This window comes from Microbacterium sp. M (assembly GCF_045181065.1).
GTDB lineage: Bacteria > Actinomycetota > Actinomycetes > Actinomycetales > Microbacteriaceae > Microbacterium.
Genome location: NZ_CP173721.1, coordinates 3505158 through 3524716, shown reverse-complemented (window position 1 = coordinate 3524716; position 19559 = coordinate 3505158). Strand labels below are relative to the sequence as shown.

Here is a 19559-nt window from a genome sequence, read left to right as displayed (position 1 = left end):
CGAGCCTATCCTCGGGGCACCGACCCGGAGTAGCGTCGGTGTCACGCTTCGACGTGAGGATGCCGCCATGATTCCCGAGATCAACTACTGGGCTGTGCTGCTGGCGACGGTGTCGAGCATGATCGTCGGCGCGATCTGGTACTCGCCGCGCGTGTTCGGGAACCGCTGGGCCAAGCTCGCGCACGTCGACCTGGACAACCCGTCGCGCGGTCCGCTGTGGCCGATGGTCACGACCGTGCTCGTGAGCTTCGGCACCGCCTGGGTGCTGGCCGGCGCGGCCGCGATCGCCTGGCACTTCTACCAGGGCTCGTTCTTCTCGGCGACGTTCGTGACCGCGATCATGCTGTGGGGCGGATTCACCGGCGCGCGCTTCATCACGCACGATGCGTTCGAGGGGCGTTCGACGAAGCTCACGACGCTCAACATCGCTCACGAGCTGGTGACGATCGCCGTGATGGCGGTCATCATCGGGGTATGGCCGCCTGCGCTCTGATCCCTCGACGAGGTTCTACGCGGCGACGCGCGCGACCGCGGCGACCGCGCTGGTGAAGAAATCCAGCCCGTCGACGCCGCTGCGCATCGCGGTGGCGGTGTCCGGCCCGAATCCGGGCTCTGTGGCGTGCTCGGGGTGCGGCATGAGGCCGACGACATTCCCGGCCTCGTTCGTGACACCGGCGATGTCGCGCAACGAGCCGTTCGGGTTCACACCCGCGTAGCGGAAGGCGACGAGACCCTCGCCCTCGAGGCGATCCAGGGTCTCCTCGGAAGCGATGTAACCGCCCTCGCCGTTCTTCAGCGGGATGACGATCTCCTGGCCCCTGCGGAACGCATTGGTCCAGGCGGTGTCGGAGTTCTCGACGGTCAGCTTCTGGTCGCGCCGGACGAAGTGCTGGTGGTCGTTGCGGATCAGCCCGCCGGGAAGCAGGTGCGCCTCGACGAGCATCTGGAAGCCGTTGCAGATGCCGAGCACGGGGAGGCCCTTCGCCGCGGCATCCTTGACCTCCGTCATGATCGGCGACAGTGCAGCGATCGCGCCGGAGCGCAGGTAGTCGCCATAGCTGAAGCCGCCGGGGAGCACGAGCGCATCCACGCCTTCGAGGTCGTGCGAGCCGTGCCAGAGGGCGACCGGCTCGGCACCGGCGAGGCGCACCGCGCGCTGCGCGTCGCGGTCGTCCAGGGAACCGGGGAAGGTGATGACCCCGATCCGGATGCTCATTCGACGACCTCGATGCCGACGACATCCTCGATCACGGAGTTGGAGAGCACGTCCTCGGCCACGCGCTTGGCCTCGGCGAGCAGTTCGTCGGTGACCTCGCCCTCGACCGTGAGCTCGAAGCGCTTGCCGATGCGGACATCGCTGAAGCCCTCGACGCCGATGCGCGCGAACGCGCCGGAGACGGCCTTCCCCTGCGGGTCGAGCAGTTCGGACTTGGGCATGACGTCGACGACGATGGTGGGCATTCGAGGCTCCGGAAGTCGCGGGAAGGCGGGCACGGCCAGTCTACTGGCCTTCCTGCGGTCCGAACGGCGCCCGAGCCCGCAGCGGTGTCACCACTGCGGATGGATGTCTGCGCGCAGCAGCCTGTCGTACACGTCCTGCACGGCGGCGTCGAAGTCCGCGATGAAGGCGGCATCCTCCAGCAGAACCGCGGCCTCCGCATTGCCGGACGCCTGGGACGTGCTGCGCGCTCCGGGGATGACGGACGTCGCGCCCGGCCGGCTCGCCACCCAGGCGAGGGATGCCGCGGCGAGCGGCACGCCATCCGGCAGCGCCTCGGCGAGCTCGCGGGCGGCGCGCAGTCCGGTCTCGTAGTCGACGCCCGAGAACGTCTCTCCGCGGTCGAACGCCTCGCCCTGGCGGTTGTACGAGCGGTGATCATCGGCCGCGAAGCTCGTCGTGCGGGTGTAGCGACCGCTGAGGAGCCCTGAGGCGAGCGGGACGCGGGCGAAGATCGCGACCCCGGCTTCGGCGGCGGCCGGCAGCACCTCGTCGAGCGGCTTCAGTCGGAACGGGTTGAGGATGATCTGCACGTTCGTCACGTTCGGCCGTGCGATCGCGGCGAGGGCCTGCTCGCAGGTCTCGACCGAGACGCCGTACGCGGCGATCGCCTGCTCGTCGACGAGCCGGTCGAGGTCGTCGTAGGTCCGGTTGGCGGTGATCGCATCGGTCGGAGGGCAGTGCAGCTGCACGAGGTCGAGGGTGTCGACACCGAGGTTCTTGCGGCTGCGCGCGGTCCACGTGCGGAAGTTCTCGAGCGTGTAGTTCTCGGCGACCTGGTCGACGCGGCGGCCCATCTTCGTGGCGACCGTGATCCCGTGGTCGGGCCGCGCGGCGAGGAAGCGCCCGATGATCGACTCGCTGCGTCCGTCGCCGTACACGTCGGCGGTGTCGAACAGGGTCACGCCGTGCGCGACGGAGGCCTCGAGCACCGCGAGCGCGTCGTTCTCATCGACCGCGCCCCAGTCCGCGCCGAGCTGCCAGGTTCCGAGGCCGATCGCCGAGACGTCACGGCCGGTTCGTCCGAGTGCGCGCTGCTGCATGGTCTCCACGCTACCGGCCGCGCGCCGGCGGTGCTCAGGCGTGGAAGACGGTGTGCAGGTCGCCGATCGCATCGCGCCCGCCGAGACCGTCGATCTCGAACAGCACAGAGATGCCGGCGACGTGGCTGCCGAGACGCTCGACCAGTTGGCGGCCGGCCGCGAGGGTGCCGCCGGTGGCGAGCACGTCATCGATCAGCAGCACGCGGGATCCGGCGGGCAAATCGTCGTGCATCTCGATCGTGGCGGTTCCGTACTCCAGGGCGTAGTCGACGGATGCCGCTGGTCGGGGCAGCTTGCCCGCCTTGCGGATCGGGATCAGTCCGACCCCTGCGGCGATCGCCGCGGCTCCGGCCAGGATGAACCCGCGCGCCTCGATGCCGGCGACGACGTCGAACTGTCCGGCGAACGGCTCGAGGATCGCGTCGGTGGTGGCGCGCAGCGCCTCGGCATCCGCCAGCAGAGGAGTGATGTCGCGGAAGACGATCCCGGGCTCCGGGTAGTCCGGGATGCTGCGGATCAGCGACGCGGCGCGGGTGAGGGCGGGGGAGAGTTCGGTGGCGGGCACCGATCAAGGCTATCCCGGGTCGAGCTTGACAGTCGTGGGAGCGCTCCCATAGAGTGACTCCTCAGTTCGTGGGAGCGCTCCCACGGCATCCCGAAGCACGACACCACCGCAACAGATTCCGCACAAAGGAGTGACACCGTGAACACACGCGCCACGCGCAGGATGCTGGTCACCGCATCCGTCGCCTCCGTCGCAGCCCTGGCTCTCGCCGGCTGCTCCGCGAGCAACGAACCGGCCGAGGGGAGCTCGGACGAGAAGGTCACGCTGACCATCACCACGTTCGGCACCTTCGGTTACGAGGACCTGTACGACGAGTACGAGGAACTGAACCCGAACGTCACGATCGAGGCGACCAACATCGACACCGGCGGCAACGCCCGCACCGACGCCTTCACCAAGATCGCGGCCGGTTCCGGCCTCAGCGACATCGTCGCGATCGAAGAAGGCTGGCTCGGAGCCATCATGGAGGTCTCCGACACGTTCGTCGACCTGACCGAATACGGCATCGAGGACCGCAAGGGCGACTGGGTGGATTGGAAGTACGACCAGGCGACGGATGCCGAAGGCCGCGTGATCGGCTACGGTACCGACATCGGCCCGTCCGGCATCTGCTACAACGGTGCCGCCTTCGAGGCCGCCGGCCTCCCGAGCGACCGCGAGTCGGTCGCCGAGCTCTTGAACGGCGACTGGGAGAACTACTTCAAGGTCGGCCAGGAGTACACCGACAAGACCGGCAAGGCCTGGTACGACCACTCCGGCTTCGTCTGGAACTCCATGGTCAACCAGCTCGACGAGGGCTACTACACCGCAGACGGCGAGCTGAACGTCGAGGGCAACGATCTGCTCCAGGAGCGCTTCGAGCTTCTCGGTGCCGCTACCGAAGGCGGCCAGTCCGCCGCACAGGCGGCGTGGGACTGGAACGGCGGCAAGTCGTTCGTCGACGGCACCTTCGCGACGTTCGTCTGCCCCGGCTGGATGCTGGGCGTCGTCCAGGGGCAGGTCGAGGCCGGCGGCGGCGATGCCTCCACCGGCTGGGACTTCGCCGATGTCTTCCCCGGAGGCGCGGCCAACTGGGGCGGCGCATGGCTGTCGATCCCGGAGAGCTCCGAGCACAAAGAGGCGGCCGCTGAGCTCGCCGACTGGCTGACCCAGCCCGAGCAGCAGGTCAAGCAGTCCACCGCTGCGGGCAACTTCCCGTCGACGGTCGAGGCGCAGGAGACCCTTGCGGCCGACGCGACGCCGAACGAGTTCTTCAACGACGCACCGACCGGTGCCATCCTCGCCGAGCGCGCGAAGGGCGTCGTCGCGCAGTTCAAGGGCCCGGACGACTCCGTCATCCAGGAGAACGTCTTCGGCCCGGCGCTGAGCGCGCTCGACCGCGGCGAGACCGACACGCAGGGTGCCTGGGACCAGGCGCTGTCCCTGCTGAACGAACTCGTCGGCTGACCATCACCCCGCATTCCGGTCGCAGTTCGTGTCGCCTCGGCTCCGCCGGAGCGGCACGGACTGCGACCGGAACCACGTCCGATCGCCCCAGACGGGAAAGACCATGACCCTCACTGCTCCGCCCGAGGAGCGCGTGGCCGAGGCATCCGCCCGGCCCGCCGCCCGCCGCCCCTGGCGCCACCGCGTCTCGCGGTTCGACCAGAATGCGTCGCCGTATCTCTACGTGTCGCCGTTCTTCCTGCTGTTCGGACTGCTCGGCCTGTTCCCGCTCGCCTACACCGTGTACGTCGCCGTGCACGAGTGGGATCTCCTCAAGGGCGAGGGCCCGTTCGTCGGGTTCGCGAACTTCACCGAGATCCTCGGCGACGCGATGTTCTGGAACTCGATCGTCAACACGCTGAGCATCTTCCTGCTCTCCGCGATCCCGCAGCTGTGCGTCGCGCTCGTGATCGCGTACCTCCTCGACCGCGGTCTGCGTGCACCCACTTTCTGGCGGATGAGCGTGTTGATTCCCTTCGTCGTGACCCCCGTCGCGGTCGCCATCATCTTCTCCAGCGTGTTCAACGAGGCCGACGGTCTCGCCAACAATCTGCTGAACCTCATCGGGATCGCTGATCTGGAGTGGAAGCACAACACGTTCCTGTCGCACATCGCGATCGCCACCATGGTGAACTTCCGCTGGACGGGCTACAACGCCCTCATCCTGCTCGCGGCCATGCAGGCCGTGCCCCGTGACCTGTACGAATCCGCCGCGCTGGACGGCGCGGGTGCCGCACGCCGCTTCTTCTCGATCACGATCCCGACCATCCGACCGACCCTCATCTTCGTCATCATCACGGCGACGATCGGCGGGCTGCAGATCTTCGCGGAGCCGAAGCTGTTCGACGCCTCCACGGCCGGCGGCATCGGCGGCAGTGACCGTCAGTTCCAGACCACGGTGCTGTTCCTCTGGGAGCTCGCATTCTTCCGCCGGGACCTCGGCGAGGCATCCGCTGTGGCGATCCTGCTGTTCCTGCTGATCGTCGCCATCGGCGTGATCAACTTCCTCATCTCGCGCGGGATCGCATCCGGTGACGCACCGCAGCGCAATCGCGCGGCCCGCCGCGCTGCGCGCAAGAACCTCACCAAGGAGGATGCCCGATGACCGCCACGCAGGCCATGAGCGTGCCGGAGCGCATCCGGCGCCGTCGCAGCACGAGCAGCGGCACCGCCGGGATCGGCAGCCGTCCCGGATTCCTCACGTACGGCCTCCTCGCCGCGTTCCTCATCGGCAGCGTCTACCCCCTGTGGTGGTCGGTCGTGGTCGCCTCCGGGGACAACTCCACCCGCGGCGAGACTCTGCCGCTGATCCCCGGCGGGAACTTCTTCACCAACGCGGCGCAGGTCTTCGACGCCATTCCGTTCTGGCTGGCGCTGGGCAACTCGGTCATCATCTCCACGATCATCACGATCTCGGTCGTGACGTTCTCGACGCTCGCCGGCTACGCGTTCGCCAAACTGCGCTTCAAGGGTCGAGACGGGCTCATGGTGTTCGTGATCGCGACCATGGCGATCCCGACGCAGCTGGGCATCATCCCGCTGTTCATGCTGATGCGCGAACTCGGCTGGACGGGCTCGATCGGAGCCGTCATCGTCCCGACCCTCGTCACGGCCTTCGGCGTCTTCTTCATGCGCCAGTACCTCGTCGACGTCATCCCGGACGAGCTCATCGAGGCGGCGCGCATGGACGGTGCGAACCAGTTCCGCACGTTCCTCACCGTCGGCGTCCCTGCGGCGCGGCCGGCCATGGCGATCCTCGGTCTGTTCACGTTCATGACGGCCTGGACCGACTATCTGTGGCCGCTGATCGTGCTCTCTCCCTCGAACCCGACCCTGCAGACGGCGCTCAGCCAGCTGCAGTCCGGGTACTACGTCGACTACTCGATCGTGCTCGCCGGTGCGGTGCTCGCGACCCTGCCCCTGCTCATCCTCTTCGTGGTGGCGGGCAAGCAGCTGGTCAGTGGCATCATGGCCGGCGCGGTGAAAGGATGACCCCTATGACTTCTCGGCCGTTCCCGGACGACTTCCTCTTCGGTGCAGCGACCGCGGCGTATCAGATCGAAGGCGCGGCCTTCGAGGAGGGGCGGACGGCGTCGATCTGGGATGCCTTCGCCCGCGTCCCCGGAGCCGTCATGGGCGGCGACAACGGCGACGTGGCGTGCGATCACTACCACCGCTACCCGGAGGACGTCGCGCTCATGAAGCGCCTCGGCCTGCAGACCTACCGCTTCTCCACGTCATGGTCCCGGGTGCGGCCGGACGGCGGAGCCGTCAACGCGCAGGGCGTCGACTTCTACAGCCGCCTGGTGGATGAGCTTCTCGGGGCCGGCATCCTGCCCTGGCTCACGCTGTATCACTGGGACATGCCGCAGGCGCTGCAGGATGCCGGTGGGTGGACGAACCGCGACACGGTCGACCGCTTCCTCGAGTACGCCGGCACCATGCACGACGCACTGGGTGATCGGGTGAACGTGTGGACGACGCTCAACGAGCCGTGGTGCTCGTCGTTCCTCTCCTATACGGGCGGCGAACACGCGCCGGGGCACACCAGCGTCGCCGAGGGGCTGCTCGCGTCGCACCATCTGCTGCTCGCGCACGGCGCGACCGTGCAGGAGCTGCGCTCGCGCGACGCGTCGCTGAATCTGGGGATCACCCTGAACCACACGGTCGCCGACCCGGTGGATCCGCAGAATCCCGCCGACGTCGACGCCGCTCGGCGCATCGACGGGCAGTTCAACCGCTGGTTCCTCGACCCGATCTACCGCGGCGCCTATCCGGCGGACATCGTCGAGGACATCCGAGCGGTGGATGCCGAGGCCGTCGACCGATTCGAAGCCGCCGTCCAGCCGGGTGATCTCGAGAAGATCTCGGCGCGCATCGACACGCAGGGCGTCAACTACTACCACGGCGATTACGTGTCGGGTACGGCGCCCGAGGTGCCACCAGTCCCGGGTGGGCCCCGCACCGAGCGCAAGGGTCGCAGCCCCTACCCGTCGGACGCCGGCATCCACTCTGTCGAGCGGGGCCTGCCCCGCACCGCGCAGAACTGGGAGGTCCAGCCCGAGGGGCTGACGCGTCTGCTGCAGCGGGTGTGGACCGAGTACGCCGAGCCGGCGGGCGTCGTCCTTTACATGACCGAGAACGGGGCGGCGTACGACGACGAGCCGGTCGTCGAGGACGGCGAGACGCGCGTGCACGATGGGGATCGTGCCGAGTTCCTCCGCCTGCACCTCGGTGCCGTCCTGGATGCCGCGGATGCCGGGGTCGACGTGCGCGGATACTTCTACTGGTCGTTGTTCGACAACTACGAGTGGGCGTGGGGCTACGACAAGCGGTTCGGCATCGTCCGGGTCGACTACGACACCCAGGAGCGCAGCCTCAAGGACTCCGCGCTGGAGTACGCACGGGTCATCGCCGCTCGCTCGCTCTGAGGCGCGCGGGGGCCGGGGAGCCTCCCTGCGCGTCGATGGGGCCAGAATGGGCGAATGGAAGAGAGCGTGCGATGACGGCACCACGGGCGACGATCGAAGAGGTTGCGGCGGCCGCGGGGGTGTCGCGATCCACGGTGTCGCGGGTGGTGAACGGGTCGACCGCGGTCAGCCCCGAGGCGCTCGACGCCGTCAAACGGGCGATCGCCGAGATGAACTACGTGCCCAACCGCGCGGCGCGCTCGCTCGCATCGCGGCAGACCCACGCGATCGCGCTGATCGTTCCCGAGGACACCACGCGCTTCTTCGGTGACCCGTTCTTCGCCGCGATCGTCGCCGGGATCACCGGTGCGCTCGGCGGATCGGACTACCTCCTCAACCTCCTCATCGCCAGTGACGACCCCGGCGACAAGATGACGAGCTTCGTCCGCAACGGCGGCGTCGACGGTGCGCTGATCGTCTCGCACCACTCCAGCGACGCGTACATCGATCGGATCGCGGATGCCGTGCCAGTGGTGTTCGGCGGCCGGGCGTTCCATCTGCGCGACTCCGACTACGTCGTGGATGTCGACAACGTCGCCAGTGCACGCCTCGCCACGCAGCACCTCATCGACACCGGCCGCACGCGCATCGCGACCATCACCGGACCGCTCACGATGCTCGCGGCGCAGGATCGCGCGCAGGGTTTTCGCGCCGCGCTGGCGGATGCCGGGCTCTCGCCGTTCGCCGAGGCGGAGGGCGACTACAGCGAGTCCGGTGGTGCCGAAGCCGCGCGCCGGATCCTCGCCGCCGGCGCTCCGGATGCGATCTTCGCCGGGAGCGACCTGATGGCCCGCGGCGCGATGGGCGTTCTGCGCGCGGCCGGGTTGCGGGTGCCGGACGACGTCGCCGTCGTCGGATTCGACGACTCCTCTGTCGCGCTCTCGACCGACCCTCAGCTGACGACGATCCGCCAGCCCATGTACAAGCAGGGGGAGACGATGGCCGCAGTCCTGCTGTCGCACCTCGCGGGCGGCTCGCCGGAGCGGACGACGATCCTGCCGACCGAGCTCGTCGTGCGCGGTTCGGCGTAGCCGACGCGACGAATCACGAACGCGGTGACGAATCACGAACGGATTCACCGGATCCGACCGTGAATCGTCACACCGTTCGTGATACGTCGGCCACAGTGCGTCGGTAGCCGATCGGATGATGTGCCTCGGCATCCGTCGTCCGTAGGCTGAGGGCCATGACCTCACCCGAGCAGCCGGACGGCGCGCGCGGCATCCTGGCGCCCGTGCGCTTCGGACGCGCGCTGCAGGTCGTCCTGCTCGCGCTGATCGTCGTGTGCGCGGTGCGCTACGCGCTGCGCCACGAGGATGCCGAGGCCATGCCGCTCGTCCTCGCCGGCGCCACGCTGCTCGCGATCGTCGCCCTGCTGCGGCCGCTCGTCCCGCGGCGCGGGGTGTGGCCGTCGGCATGGACCCTCGTCGTGGTGGCGCTGTGGGTCGTGCTCACCCTCACAGCCCCGTCGTTCGCGTGGTGCGCCGTGCCGCTGGCGTTCGCGGTGCTGCAGATCCTGCCGTTCTGGCCCGCCTCCGCCGTGGTCGCCGTGATGACGGCCGTGGTCATCGCCGCCGAACTCCGACTGGCCGACGAACCAGACCCGACGATGATCGCCGGTCCGATCGGGATCGCCTTCGCGACCGTCGTCGCCTACCGTGCGCTGGATCGCGAGGCCAGAGCCCGACAGCAGCTGGTCGACGAGCTGACCGCGACGCAATCGGACCTCGCGGCCGCCGAGCATCGGGCGGGCGCCCTCGCCGAGCGGGCGCGCCTGTCGCGCGAGATCCATGACTCGGTGGGGCAGGATCTCTCCAGCATCCATCTGCTGCTGCAGGCCGCCGGGCAGCAGTGGGATCGACGTCCCGACGCCGCGCGTGCGCAGGTGAGCACCGCGGCGGATGCCGCGCGCGACGGCCTCGACGAGGTGCGCCGGGTCGTGCGCGACCTCGCGCCGGCCGAGCTCGACGGCGTCGCAGGTTCGCTGCCGGCCGCGATCGAGCGGGTCGTGGCGGATGCCGCGGGCGTCGCCGCCTCCTTCCAGAACCATGGCGTCATCCGCGACGTTCCGCTTCCCGTCGCCGCTGCCGTGATCCGCACCGTGCGCGGCGCTCTCGCGAACGTCGCAGAGCATGCGCACGCGACGCGAGCCGTGGTGAGCCTCACCGCTCAGCCGGACGAACTGCGCGTGGACATCCGCGACGACGGCGTGGGGTTCGACGCACGCCCTGTCGCCCGTCGGGAGCGCGCCGATCAGCGCCGCTCGTCAGGGCGCGGTCGTGGGCTGGAGGGCATCGAGGAGCGCATCGCCGCCGTCGGCGGAACACTGGAGATCGAATCGGCGGCCGGTGAGGGGACGACGCTGTCGGCGGTGTTCCCGGCATCCGTCCTCGTGGCGGGGTCGGACTCGTCGGTGTTCGGAGAGGGAGAAGCACGATGAGTCTGCGCCTGATACTGGTCGACGATCACCCGGTCGTGCGTGCGGGGCTGCGCGCGCTGATCGAGTCGAGCGACGACCTCGAGGTCGTCGGGGAGGCGTCAGACGCGGCATCCGCCGTCGAGGTCGTCACGGCAGAGCGCCCGGATGTCGTCCTGATGGACCTGAGCCTCGGAGACGGTGTCGGCGGCATCGAGGCCACCCGTCGGCTCGCGGCGCTGGACCCTGCGCCCGCCGTCCTCGTGCTGACGACCTACGACACCGAGTCGGACATCCTGCGCGCGCTGGATGCCGGGGCCAGAGGGTATCTCCTGAAGGATGCGCCGCCGGCCGAGCTGTTCGCGGGCATCCGCGCGGTGGCGAAGGGGGAGCCGGCGCTCGCACCGTCCGTCGCCGCGACGCTGATGCGGAGGGCGGCCTCTCCCGAGCCTCGGATGACCGAGCGCGAGGTCGAGGTTCTCGAGCTCCTGGCCGACGGTCAGGGCAACCGCGAGATGGCGAGAGCGCTGTTCGTGTCGGAGGCGACCGTGAAGTCGCACCTGTCGCACATCTACACCAAGCTCGGCGTCGACACGCGTGCCGGCGCCGTGGCGGCGGCGATCGAGCAGCGCATCATCCGCCGCTGACCGCCGAGGATGCTCGATCCCGCCCCCCGACGGAGACCGAGCACCCTCATCATGAGGTCAGAGACGAAGCATCCGGCGCGTCATGCCGGTATCCCTCCGATACGTGCCGTGCGACGCGCTTCGCGGACTCGACGTCGAGCCCGATCGTTCATCCTCATGCGCAACGCCCTCCCCGACGTCCATACGCATCACTGAACACTCATTCAGTGAGTACGATAGCGGGAAGCCGGGGGAATGGGAAATGGACCGGAAGGATGCCGGATGGCGCGCTCCGAGGAGCAGAACCGCCAGGCACGCGAGCGCGCCAGGGAGAGCATCCTGTCGTCGGCGATCGAACTGTTCGCCGAGCGAGGGGTGCACGGCGCGACGATCGCCGAGATCACGGGTCGAGCAGGCGTCGCCCAGGGGCTGGTCAACTACCACTTCGGGGGAAAGGACCAGCTGGTCGGCGAGATCGTCGATCGCTGGTTCCGGCTGCTGATCGGCTTCCCCACGGTGCGGACCGGCAGTGCGGACGACCGCCTGAGGGGGATCATCGAGGGGACGTTCGCCGCGGCATCCGCGAACCTGCTGCTGCACCGTGCGGTCTCGACGATGCAGCAGGACCCGGCGCAACTGCGCTTCTTCGCCGAGGCCGCCGGCCGCAATGCCGAAGGCGTTGCGGCTGCCGAGCTGGCCGTCCGCGGCATCTTCGCGGAGCGCGGTGCGGCCGATCCGGCACTGGAGGAGGCGATGCTGCGCACGACGCTGGAGGGGATCGTCCTCAAGTACGCCGCCGTCGGCGACACGTTCCCGATCGAAGGGGCGCGCCGCTGGGTCCTCGGGCTCTACGGCCTGGATGCCGAAGAATCATGACAGCCGTTCGCACCATCGATCTCAACTCCGACCTCGGCGAGAACGAACCCGGCCGGATCGTCGGCGACGACGTGAGCATGCTCGAGATCGTGACGAGCGCGAACGTGTCGTGCGGCTTCCACGCCGGCAGCCCTGAGGGGATCCGCGACACGCTCGCCGCGGCGGTGCGCACGGGTGTCGTCATCGGCGCGCATCCGGGGTACCGCGACCACGAGAACTTCGGGCGCGTCGCGGTCGACATCGATCCGGCGACGCTGCAGGCGCACGTCGAATACCAGCTCGGGGCGCTGATCGGGCTCGCCTCCGCCGTCGGCGGGACCGTCGCCTACGTGAAGCCGCATGGGGCGCTGTACAACACGATCGCGCACGACGAACGGCAGGCGAAGGCCGTCGTCGCCGCGATCGCGGCGATCGACAGGAGCCTCGTGCTGCTCGGTCAGGCCGGTGGCGTCGTGCTCGACCTCGCGGAGCATGCAGGGCTCGCGGTCGCGGCCGAGGCATTCGCCGACCGCGCGTACCTTCCGAACGGTCGGCTGGTCCCTCGCACGCAGTCGGATGCCGTGCTGCACGATCCTTCGGTCGTCGCCGACCGGATGGTGCGTCTCGCGTCGGAGGGCGTGATCCGCGCGATCGACGGCACGGATGTCGCGGTGTCAGCGCAGTCCATCTGCGTGCACGGCGACAGCCCTGGATCGGTCGCGATGGCCGCCGAGATCCGCCGGCGGCTGTCGGACTCCGGCGTGACGATCGCCCCGTTCGTCGGGGTGTGACGATGGACGCCGTTCGGATCGCAGATTCTGTCGCTCTCGGGCCGTCGGAGCGACGGAATGCGCGACGTGGACGGACGTGTCGCTGATGCGCATCCGCACGGCATCCGATCGCGCGCTGGTCGTCGAGGCCGCCGATCTCGACGAGGCGATGCGATGGAACCTGGCACTGGCCGACGTGCCGGGCATCGTCGAGCGCATCCCCGGAGCGCGCACCGTGCTGCTCCGCTACGACCCGCTGCGCACGTCGGCCGACGCGCTCACCGCCGTGCTCGGGACGATGACGGCGGATGCCGAGCATTTGACGCCCGTTCGCGAGGTCGTCGTCCCTGTGATCTACGACGGGGCCGATCTCGAGGAGGCAGCCGGACTGCTCGCGGTGTCTCCCGAGGAGCTCGTGCGTCGGCATCTCGCGGCGCAGTGGCGTGTCGCGTTCTCGGGCTTCGCGCCCGGATTCGGCTATGCCGTCAGCGACGACCCGCTCTTCGACGTGCCGCGCCGTTCGTCGCCGCGCACCCGCGTGCCGGCCGGGTCCGTCGGGCTCGCCGGGCCGTTCACGGGTGTGTACCCCCGTGAGACCCCAGGTGGCTGGCAGCTGATCGGCCGCACGGATGCCGAGATGTGGGACATCGATCGCGACCCTCCTGCGCTGCTGTCCCCTGGCGCGCTGGTGCGGTTCGAGCGTGCTGTCGCCCCACCGGTCGTCGCGTCGGAGAACCGGGACGATCCGCGTGTCGCTGAGGAGCACGTCGCCGCCACGACGATTGATCCTCGATTCCCGGCCGGGGGCGTCGAGATCGTGCGGCCGCCGCTGCAGCTGCTCGTGCAGGATGCCGGCCGACCGGGCCATGCGGCACTCGGCGTCTCGTCATCCGGCGCCGCTGACCGGACCGCGTTGCGCGACGCGAACCGGGCCGTCGGCAACGCATCGACGGTCGCGGTGCTGGAATGCGTCGGCTCGGCCGTGCTGCGGTTCCAGGGATCCGGTGTCGCCGTCGTCACGGGAGCCGTGGGCGAGCTCGAGCTGGCGACCGGCGCCGGTGGCGCCCGTTCGATCGCGCATGGCAGGCCCTTCGCGACGGCGCATGGCGACGAGCTGCACCTCGGGCATCCGGCACGCGGCATCCGCTACGTGATCGGGGTGCGGGGCGGGGTGGTCGCGGCATCCGTTCTGGGCAGCCGCTCTTCCGATACGCTCGCCGGTCTCGGACCGGCCGCGCTCGTCGCCGGCGACGTCGTGGCGATCGGCGGGGACGTCGTCGGCGCGGTCGACGACTTCGTCGTGCCGCGGGTGCTGCCCGCACCTGGCGACCTCATCGAACTCGCGATCACGCTCGGACCCCGAGACGATTGGTTCACGCCTGCGGCGCTGCGCGTCCTCACCGAACAGGACTGGCTGGTCTCGCCGCGCTCCGACCGCGTGGGTGTTCGGCTGCTCGGCGACCGCGGGCTGGAGCGTGCGATCGAGGGCGAACTGCCCAGCGAGGGCGCGGTGACGGGGGCCATCCAGGTGCCGCCGGATGGGCAGCCGGTGCTGTTCCTGCCCGATCATCCGCTGACCGGCGGCTATCCGATCATCGGCGCGCTCACCGATCGCGCGCTCGACATCGCCGGCCAGGTGCCGCCGGGGGCGCGCGTCCGGTTCCGGATCGTCTGACCCCGGCATCCGTCCGATCCGGAGGAGAACGCACGAACGGGAGGAGCCGCACGTCGATCCGGATCCTCCGGATCGTACGTTCTCCTCCCGTTCGGATGCCGTGGGAAGCGGATTACTCCGGGTCGCCGCCGAGCGGACCGACCGCGGGGATGGGGCCGCCGTCGTCCGCGCCGGTCTTGCGCCAGCGCGCGATCGCGTTGCCGAGGTGATAGATCAGGAGGGCGGCGACCGTGCCGAGCACGATCGCGCCGAGCTGGAAGTTCCCCCACCCCATCGCGAAGCCGGCGATCGCGATGACGAACGAGACCGCCACCGTGTACTGGTTCACCGGGCGCGAGAAGTCGACGCGGTTGTCGACCCAGATCTTGATCCCGATCACGCCGATGAGGCCGTAGAGCGCGGTCGTCACTCCGCCGAGGACGCCGGCGGGGATCGTGTTGAAGATGACGCCGACCTTGGGCGAGAACGCGAGCAGGATCGCCACGATGCCGGCGACCCAGTACGCGGCCGTCGAGTAGACGCGCGTCGCGGCCATGACGCCGATGTTCTCGCCGTAGGTGGTCGTGCCCGAGCCGCCGAAGCCACCGGCGATGGTCGTCGCGAGACCGTCTGCGACCAGCGCGCGGCCGGTGTGCTTGTTGATCGACGGGTCCTCGGTCATCGTCGCGACACCGCGCACGTGTCCGACGTTCTCCGCGATGAGCACGAGGACGACGGGCAGGAACATCGGCACCAGCGCCCAGGCCGCCGGGTCGGTGATCGCGGCGAGGTGGAAGTCGGGCAGGCCGATCCACGCGGCATCGGCGACGCCGTCGAAGGTCACCTGGCCGGTGAAAAGGGCCACGATGTACCCGACGATGACGCCGAGGAAGATCGAGATCCGGCCGAGGAACCCACGGAACAGCACGCTGAACAGCACGACGGCGATCAGAGTGACCGAGGCCAGTTCGGGCTGCAGCTTGAAGTTGTTCCAGGCCGCAGGCGCGAGGTTGAAGCCGATCAGCGCGACGATCGAACCGGCGACGACGGGCGGCATGAGCTTGTCGATCCAGCCGGTTCCGACGGCCTGCACGAGGAAGCCGATGCCGGCGAGCAGGATGCCGGCCGCGACCACGCCGACCAGCGCCTGCGTGATCTGCTCGGGCGTCTCGAGCGCCTTGCCGGCGTTGACGGCGGTGATCGGCGCGATGAACGCGAACGACGAACCGAGGTAGCTGGGCAGACGGTTGCGCGTGAGCAGCAGGAAGAGCAGGGTTCCGATGCCCGAGAACAGCAGGGTCGTCGACACGGGGAAGCCGGTGAGGATCGGCACGAGGAACGTGGCACCGAACATCGCGACGACGTGCTGTGCGCCGATCGCGATCGTCGCGGGCCAGCTCAGTCGTTCTTCGGGCTTGACGACCTGACCGGGTGCGACGGTGCGGCCGTCGCCGTGGATCTTCCACACGGGCATGGGGGCTCCTCAGGGATCGGGGGCTGCGAGGGATGCTGGGGCAACACTACCGATTCCTGGGCGTTCGCTGAGTACGCGGAACTAGGAGGTCAGGCGCTCGATCAGCTCGCGGTAGCGGTCGGCGGTGCGCTGCACGACGTCATCAGGGAGGGCGGGCGGCTCGCCCTGCTTGTCCCAGTTCGACGCCAGCCAGTCGCGCACGATCTGCTTGTCGAAGCTCGCCATCCGCTCGGTCGGTGTGGTCCCCGTCTCCCACGCTTCGGCATCCCAGTACCGCGACGAATCGCTCGTGAGGACCTCGTCGGCGACGCGGAGGGTGCCCTCGGCATCCGTGCCGAACTCGAACTTCGTGTCGGCGAGGATCAGGCCCTTCGCCGCGGCGATGTCCGCAGCGCGGGCGTAGAGGCTCAGCGACGTGTCGCGCAGTTCGGCGGCACGCTCCTCGCCCACGAGCTCGACGACGCGGTCGAACGTGATGTTCTCGTCGTGCTCGCCCATCGGAGCCTTGTACGCGGGCGTGAACAGCGGCTCCGGCAGACGATCGCCGTTCTCGAGGCCGACCGGCAGCGGGATGCCGCAGACGGTTCCGCTCTCCTGGTACTCCAGCCATCCTGTGCCGGTGATGTAGCCGCGGACCACGCACTCGATCGGCAGCATCTCCAGCGACTGCGCGAGCATCGCGCGATCGGCCACCACAGCAGGGATCTCGCCGTCGGCGAGATGGTTCGGCACGTCGTCCAGCTGCTCGAACCACCAGCGGCTGAGGCGGGTGAGCAGAGTGCCCTTCTGCGGGATGCCGGGGGAGAGCACGTAGTCGAACGCGCTCACCCTGTCACTGGCGACCACGAGGATGCGCGGGTCATCGGCAGCCTCCGAGGCGTACAGGTCACGGACCTTGCCCGAGTAGATGTGCCGCCAGCCGGGGATCCTCGTCGCTTCGCTCACCTGGCCATCATCCCAGACACGGGCGGCACCTCGAATACGCTCGAGGACGATGCACGACGAGATCCTCACAGACCGGCTGATCCTGCGCCGCCCGACAACCGCCGACCTCGACGCGATCCATCGGATCTACGCGGATCCGCGCGTGTGGGAGCACTACCCGACTCTGCGGCACAGCGAGCGCGCGGCGACGGAACGACTGATCGCGCGCTGGATCAGGGGATGGGATGCCGCGGGCCTCGCATCGTGGATCGTGTCGTTGCGCGGCACCGGCGAGATCGTCGGCAACGGCGGGTGCGTGCTGATCGGCGATGGGGACGCGGCGGTGTGGAACCTCGGCTACCGGATCTCGGCCGATCATCATGGCCGCGGCTTCGCGACCGAGACCTCCCGTATAGCGGTCGACGCCGTGCGGCTTCTTCGCCCGGCGACCCCGGTCGTCGCCTTCATGGTCGAGCACAATCGCGCATCGGCCGTCGTCGCCGAGAAGGTCGGCCTCACGCTCGTGCATCGCGGTCCGGATGCCGGCAATCCCGACCCAGGGGTGATCCGGCTGGTGTACTCCGATCGTCCGCTGACGGACGCGCAGCGGGCGACGATTCTGGGCTGAACCGGCGACACCGCGGTGTCCGTCGCCGGGTGTAGCTTTGCCGGGTGACCCCAGACGCGACTCCGACGACCGGCACCTACGCGATCGGCCACAAGCCCCGCAGCCCGTGGCCCGCGCTGTGGGCGATGGTCATCGGCTTCTTCATGCTCCTGGTCGACACCACGATCGTCTCGGTGGCGAATCCCGCGATCAAGGCGGCGCTGGACCCCGAGACGAACAACCTCGACCGCGTCGTGTGGGTCACCAGCGCCTACCTGCTCGCGTACGCCGTGCCCCTGCTCATCACCGGCCGCCTCGGCGACCGGTTCGGGCCCAAGAACATCTACCTCATCGGGCTGGCGGTGTTCACGGCGGCATCCCTGTGGTGCGGCCTGTCGACGACGCTCGAAGGACTGATCGCGGCCCGCGCCGTGCAGGGCCTCGGCGCGGCGTTCATGACGCCGCAGACCATGGCCGTGATCACCCGCACCTTCCCGCCGGACCGTCGCGGTGCGGCGATGGGACTGTGGGGCGGCGCCTCAGGGGTCGCGATGCTCGTGGGTCCGCTGGCCGGTGGATTCCTCGTCGACGGCTTCGGCTGGGAGTCCATCTTCTTCATCAACATCCCGGTCGGGATCGCCGGGTTCGTGCTGGCGTGCATCTACGTGCCAAGGCTCGAGACGCATCCGCACCGCTTCGACATCCCCGGCGTGTTCCTCAGTGCGATCGCCCTGTTCCTCATCGTCTTCGGCCTGCAGGAGGGCGAGGCATACGACTGGGGCACGATCTGGGGTCTGATCTCGGTCTGGGGGCTGATCGTCACCGGCGTCGTCGTCCTCGCACTGTTCATCTGGTACCAGGCGCGCACCAAGAACGAGCCGCTCGTGCCGCTGGGCCTGTTCCGCGACCGCAACTTCTCGTGGGCGAACATCACGATCGTCACGGTCGGATTCACGGTGACCGCGCAGTCGTTGCCGCTGATGTTCTTCCTGCAGCTCGCCCGAGGCCTCACCCCGACCGAGTCCGCGCTGCTGATGATCCCGATGGCGCTCATGGCCGGGTTCCTGTCGCCGTTCGCGGGCAAGCTGCTCGATCGCATCGATCCGCGTCTCATGCTCGTGCCCGGTCTGCTGCTCGTGTCGGTCTCGCTGTTCCTGTTCGCGATGATGATGGACACCGAAACCGACGTGCTGTGGATGCTCATCCCCTCGGCGATCCTCGGCGTCGGCAACGCCGGGATGTGGGGTCCGCTCGCCACCACCGCGACCCGAAACCTGCCTCCGCGCCAGGCGGGTGCAGGAGCGGGCATCTACAACACCATGCGCACGATCGGCTCCGTGCTCGGATCAGCGGCGATCGCCGCCTTCATGCAGAGCAGGATCGAGGCGAACCTTCCCGGTGCGGCCGAGGCGCCGGGCGGATTCGGTGGTGCGGCGCTGCCGGATGCCGTGGCAGAGCCGTTCGCGGTCGCGATGGCGCAGACCATGCTGCTGCCTGCGGCGTTCATCCTGCTCGGCGTGGTGGCGGTGATGTTCCTCCGCGGCCGGTCGAGGGTCGCGGCGGCCTGAGCATCCCTCATTTGCGCCGGAACGACGCATCTGGTGTGCTGAAGCGATGACGATCGAACTCGCCCGCCCCACGACCGACCTCTTCGAATCCTGGGCGGCCGCGGTCGCCGAGTTCGACGGCGGCCACATCGACGGCGGCGGATACGACAAGGGCTTCGTCCCCGATCGAGCGGCCTGCGAGGCGTTCGTCGAGAAGGCCCGCCGGTACGCCGACCCTGAGGCCGAGCTTCCGGACGGTCACGTGCCGTGCGACTTCTTCTGGATCGTCGAGGCCGATCAGGTCGTCGGATTCATCGCCTTCCGCCGCGAGCTCAACGACTGGCTGCGCCGGTTCGGCGGTCACATCGGCTACGCGGTGATCCCATCGCGCCGCCGCGAGGGCATCGTCAAGGCGGCCCTGCGTCAGGTGCTGGCCATCGCGCGCGCCGACGGCTTCGAGCGCGTCCTGCTCACCTGCGACGACGACAACCCCGCCTCCTACCGCACGATCGAGGGAGCCGGCGGCGAGCTGGAAGACGTCATCGACGCGGCGGATGCCGGACACCCGCGCCTGCGCCGCTACTGGATCGAGCTCTGACCACCCCTCGACGCCGGCGACGTCCGG

Annotated in this window: 20 protein-coding genes; 14 read left to right on the top strand and 6 right to left on the bottom strand. The window is 69.2% G+C overall.

What is annotated here, in order from left to right:
- Window positions 1-67: 67 nt before the first annotated feature.
- Window positions 68-493 (top strand): DUF1761 domain-containing protein, encoded by a 426-nt coding sequence (locus ACI7YT_RS17110; RefSeq protein WP_406247215.1) that lies wholly within the window; start codon window positions 68-70, stop codon window positions 491-493.
- 15 nt (window positions 494-508) lie between these two features.
- On the opposite strand, the gene purQ is transcribed toward ACI7YT_RS17110, so the two are convergent.
- The 4 genes from purQ to ACI7YT_RS17090 all read right to left on the bottom strand — a co-directional run bounded on the left by purQ (window position 509) and on the right by ACI7YT_RS17090 (window position 3106).
- Window positions 509-1210, bottom strand: a complete 702-nt coding sequence (purQ, locus tag ACI7YT_RS17105; protein WP_406250616.1) for a phosphoribosylformylglycinamidine synthase subunit PurQ — start codon at window positions 1208-1210, stop codon at window positions 509-511.
- Window positions 1211-1212: 2 nt separating this feature from the next.
- Window positions 1213-1461, bottom strand: a complete 249-nt coding sequence (purS, locus tag ACI7YT_RS17100; protein WP_406247213.1) for a phosphoribosylformylglycinamidine synthase subunit PurS — start codon at window positions 1459-1461, stop codon at window positions 1213-1215.
- Between the two features lie 87 nt (window positions 1462-1548).
- Window positions 1549-2541, bottom strand: a complete 993-nt coding sequence (locus ACI7YT_RS17095; protein ID WP_406247211.1) for an aldo/keto reductase — start codon at window positions 2539-2541, stop codon at window positions 1549-1551.
- Window positions 2542-2575: 34 nt separating this feature from the next.
- On the bottom strand, window positions 2576-3106 hold the full coding sequence (locus ACI7YT_RS17090) for an adenine phosphoribosyltransferase (protein WP_406247209.1): 531 nt from the start codon (window positions 3104-3106) through the stop codon (window positions 2576-2578).
- A 138-nt stretch (window positions 3107-3244) separates the two neighbouring features.
- On the opposite strand from ACI7YT_RS17090, the gene ACI7YT_RS17085 reads away from it, so the two are divergent.
- The 10 genes from ACI7YT_RS17085 (at window position 3245) to ACI7YT_RS17040 (ending at window position 14403) form a co-directional block, all read left to right on the top strand.
- The gene (locus ACI7YT_RS17085) at window positions 3245-4552 is read left to right on the top strand and encodes an ABC transporter substrate-binding protein (protein ID WP_406247207.1); all 1308 of its coding nucleotides are present in this window, start codon (window positions 3245-3247) and stop codon (window positions 4550-4552) included.
- Between the two features lie 103 nt (window positions 4553-4655).
- Complete coding sequence (locus tag ACI7YT_RS17080) at window positions 4656-5696, top strand: carbohydrate ABC transporter permease (RefSeq protein WP_406247205.1); 1041 nt, start codon at window positions 4656-4658, stop codon at window positions 5694-5696.
- Window positions 5693-6583, top strand: coding sequence for a carbohydrate ABC transporter permease (locus tag ACI7YT_RS17075; protein WP_406247203.1), 891 nt, complete (start codon window positions 5693-5695; stop codon window positions 6581-6583). Before ACI7YT_RS17080 ends, ACI7YT_RS17075 begins: the two co-directional genes overlap by 4 nt.
- A gap of 5 nt (window positions 6584-6588) precedes the next feature.
- Window positions 6589-8022 carry a GH1 family beta-glucosidase gene (locus tag ACI7YT_RS17070; RefSeq protein ID WP_406247201.1) on the top strand — a complete coding sequence of 478 codons (1434 nt, stop codon included), beginning with the start codon at window positions 6589-6591 and terminating at the stop codon, window positions 8020-8022.
- Window positions 8023-8093: 71 nt separating this feature from the next.
- Window positions 8094-9092, top strand: a complete 999-nt coding sequence (locus ACI7YT_RS17065) for a LacI family DNA-binding transcriptional regulator (protein WP_406247200.1) — start codon at window positions 8094-8096, stop codon at window positions 9090-9092.
- A 155-nt stretch (window positions 9093-9247) separates the two neighbouring features.
- Window positions 9248-10501 (top strand): sensor histidine kinase, encoded by a 1254-nt coding sequence (locus ACI7YT_RS17060; protein WP_406247199.1) that lies wholly within the window; start codon window positions 9248-9250, stop codon window positions 10499-10501.
- Window positions 10498-11124 (top strand): response regulator, encoded by a 627-nt coding sequence (locus ACI7YT_RS17055; RefSeq protein WP_406247197.1) that lies wholly within the window; start codon window positions 10498-10500, stop codon window positions 11122-11124. The genes ACI7YT_RS17060 and ACI7YT_RS17055 overlap by 4 nt, the downstream gene beginning before the upstream one ends.
- A gap of 261 nt (window positions 11125-11385) precedes the next feature.
- Entirely contained in the window at window positions 11386-11979 is a 594-nt protein-coding gene (locus ACI7YT_RS17050; protein WP_406247195.1) for a TetR/AcrR family transcriptional regulator, read from the top strand.
- Window positions 11976-12749, top strand: coding sequence for a LamB/YcsF family protein (locus ACI7YT_RS17045; protein WP_406247194.1), 774 nt, complete (start codon window positions 11976-11978; stop codon window positions 12747-12749). Before ACI7YT_RS17050 ends, ACI7YT_RS17045 begins: the two co-directional genes overlap by 4 nt.
- 85 nt (window positions 12750-12834) lie before the next feature.
- A complete protein-coding gene (locus ACI7YT_RS17040; protein ID WP_406247192.1) occupies window positions 12835-14403 on the top strand; it encodes a carboxyltransferase domain-containing protein in 1569 nt (522 codons plus the stop codon).
- Window positions 14404-14515: 112 nt separating this feature from the next.
- Here ACI7YT_RS17040 and ACI7YT_RS17035 read toward each other — a convergent pair whose 3' ends face one another.
- Both ACI7YT_RS17035 and ACI7YT_RS17030 read right to left on the bottom strand, forming a co-directional pair.
- Entirely contained in the window at window positions 14516-15856 is a 1341-nt protein-coding gene (locus ACI7YT_RS17035; protein ID WP_406247190.1) for a uracil-xanthine permease family protein, read from the bottom strand.
- Between the two features lie 81 nt (window positions 15857-15937).
- Window positions 15938-16801, bottom strand: coding sequence for a phosphoribosylaminoimidazolesuccinocarboxamide synthase (locus tag ACI7YT_RS17030; protein WP_406247188.1), 864 nt, complete (start codon window positions 16799-16801; stop codon window positions 15938-15940).
- A gap of 49 nt (window positions 16802-16850) precedes the next feature.
- On the opposite strand from ACI7YT_RS17030, the gene ACI7YT_RS17025 reads away from it, so the two are divergent.
- From ACI7YT_RS17025 to ACI7YT_RS17015, 3 genes are all read left to right on the top strand, one after another.
- A complete protein-coding gene (locus ACI7YT_RS17025; RefSeq protein ID WP_406247186.1) occupies window positions 16851-17408 on the top strand; it encodes a GNAT family N-acetyltransferase in 558 nt (185 codons plus the stop codon).
- Window positions 17409-17533: 125 nt separating this feature from the next.
- Window positions 17534-18955, top strand: a complete 1422-nt coding sequence (locus tag ACI7YT_RS17020; RefSeq protein WP_406250615.1) for a DHA2 family efflux MFS transporter permease subunit — start codon at window positions 17534-17536, stop codon at window positions 18953-18955.
- Window positions 18956-19001: 46 nt separating this feature from the next.
- A complete protein-coding gene (locus tag ACI7YT_RS17015) occupies window positions 19002-19532 on the top strand; it encodes a GNAT family N-acetyltransferase (RefSeq protein ID WP_406247185.1) in 531 nt (176 codons plus the stop codon).
- Window positions 19533-19559: the final 27 nt, after the last annotated feature.

Excerpts from the sequence above, each read along its gene's own strand:
- ACI7YT_RS17025 (WP_406247186.1), top strand. The coding sequence starts at position 16,851 with ATGCACGACGAGATCCTCACAGACCGGCTGATCCTGCGCCGCCCGACA.
- ACI7YT_RS17060 (WP_406247199.1), top strand. The coding sequence starts at position 9,248 with ATGACCTCACCCGAGCAGCCGGACGGCGCGCGCGGCATCCTGGCGCCC.
- ACI7YT_RS17050 (WP_406247195.1), top strand. The coding sequence starts at position 11,386 with ATGGCGCGCTCCGAGGAGCAGAACCGCCAGGCACGCGAGCGCGCCAGG.
- ACI7YT_RS17045 (WP_406247194.1), top strand. The coding sequence starts at position 11,976 with ATGACAGCCGTTCGCACCATCGATCTCAACTCCGACCTCGGCGAGAAC.
- ACI7YT_RS17035 (WP_406247190.1), bottom strand. The coding sequence starts at position 15,856 with ATGCCCGTGTGGAAGATCCACGGCGACGGCCGCACCGTCGCACCCGGT.
- ACI7YT_RS17055 (WP_406247197.1), top strand. The coding sequence starts at position 10,498 with ATGAGTCTGCGCCTGATACTGGTCGACGATCACCCGGTCGTGCGTGCG.
- ACI7YT_RS17095 (WP_406247211.1), bottom strand. The coding sequence starts at position 2,541 with ATGCAGCAGCGCGCACTCGGACGAACCGGCCGTGACGTCTCGGCGATC.
- ACI7YT_RS17015 (WP_406247185.1), top strand. The coding sequence starts at position 19,002 with ATGACGATCGAACTCGCCCGCCCCACGACCGACCTCTTCGAATCCTGG.
- ACI7YT_RS17110 (WP_406247215.1), top strand. The coding sequence starts at position 68 with ATGATTCCCGAGATCAACTACTGGGCTGTGCTGCTGGCGACGGTGTCG.
- ACI7YT_RS17020 (WP_406250615.1), top strand. The coding sequence starts at position 17,534 with ATGGTCATCGGCTTCTTCATGCTCCTGGTCGACACCACGATCGTCTCG.
- ACI7YT_RS17080 (WP_406247205.1), top strand. The coding sequence starts at position 4,656 with ATGACCCTCACTGCTCCGCCCGAGGAGCGCGTGGCCGAGGCATCCGCC.
- ACI7YT_RS17040 (WP_406247192.1), top strand. The coding sequence starts at position 12,835 with ATGCGCATCCGCACGGCATCCGATCGCGCGCTGGTCGTCGAGGCCGCC.
- ACI7YT_RS17070 (WP_406247201.1), top strand. The coding sequence starts at position 6,589 with ATGACTTCTCGGCCGTTCCCGGACGACTTCCTCTTCGGTGCAGCGACC.
- ACI7YT_RS17075 (WP_406247203.1), top strand. The coding sequence starts at position 5,693 with ATGACCGCCACGCAGGCCATGAGCGTGCCGGAGCGCATCCGGCGCCGT.
- ACI7YT_RS17065 (WP_406247200.1), top strand. The coding sequence starts at position 8,094 with ATGACGGCACCACGGGCGACGATCGAAGAGGTTGCGGCGGCCGCGGGG.
- purS (WP_406247213.1), bottom strand. The coding sequence starts at position 1,461 with ATGCCCACCATCGTCGTCGACGTCATGCCCAAGTCCGAACTGCTCGAC.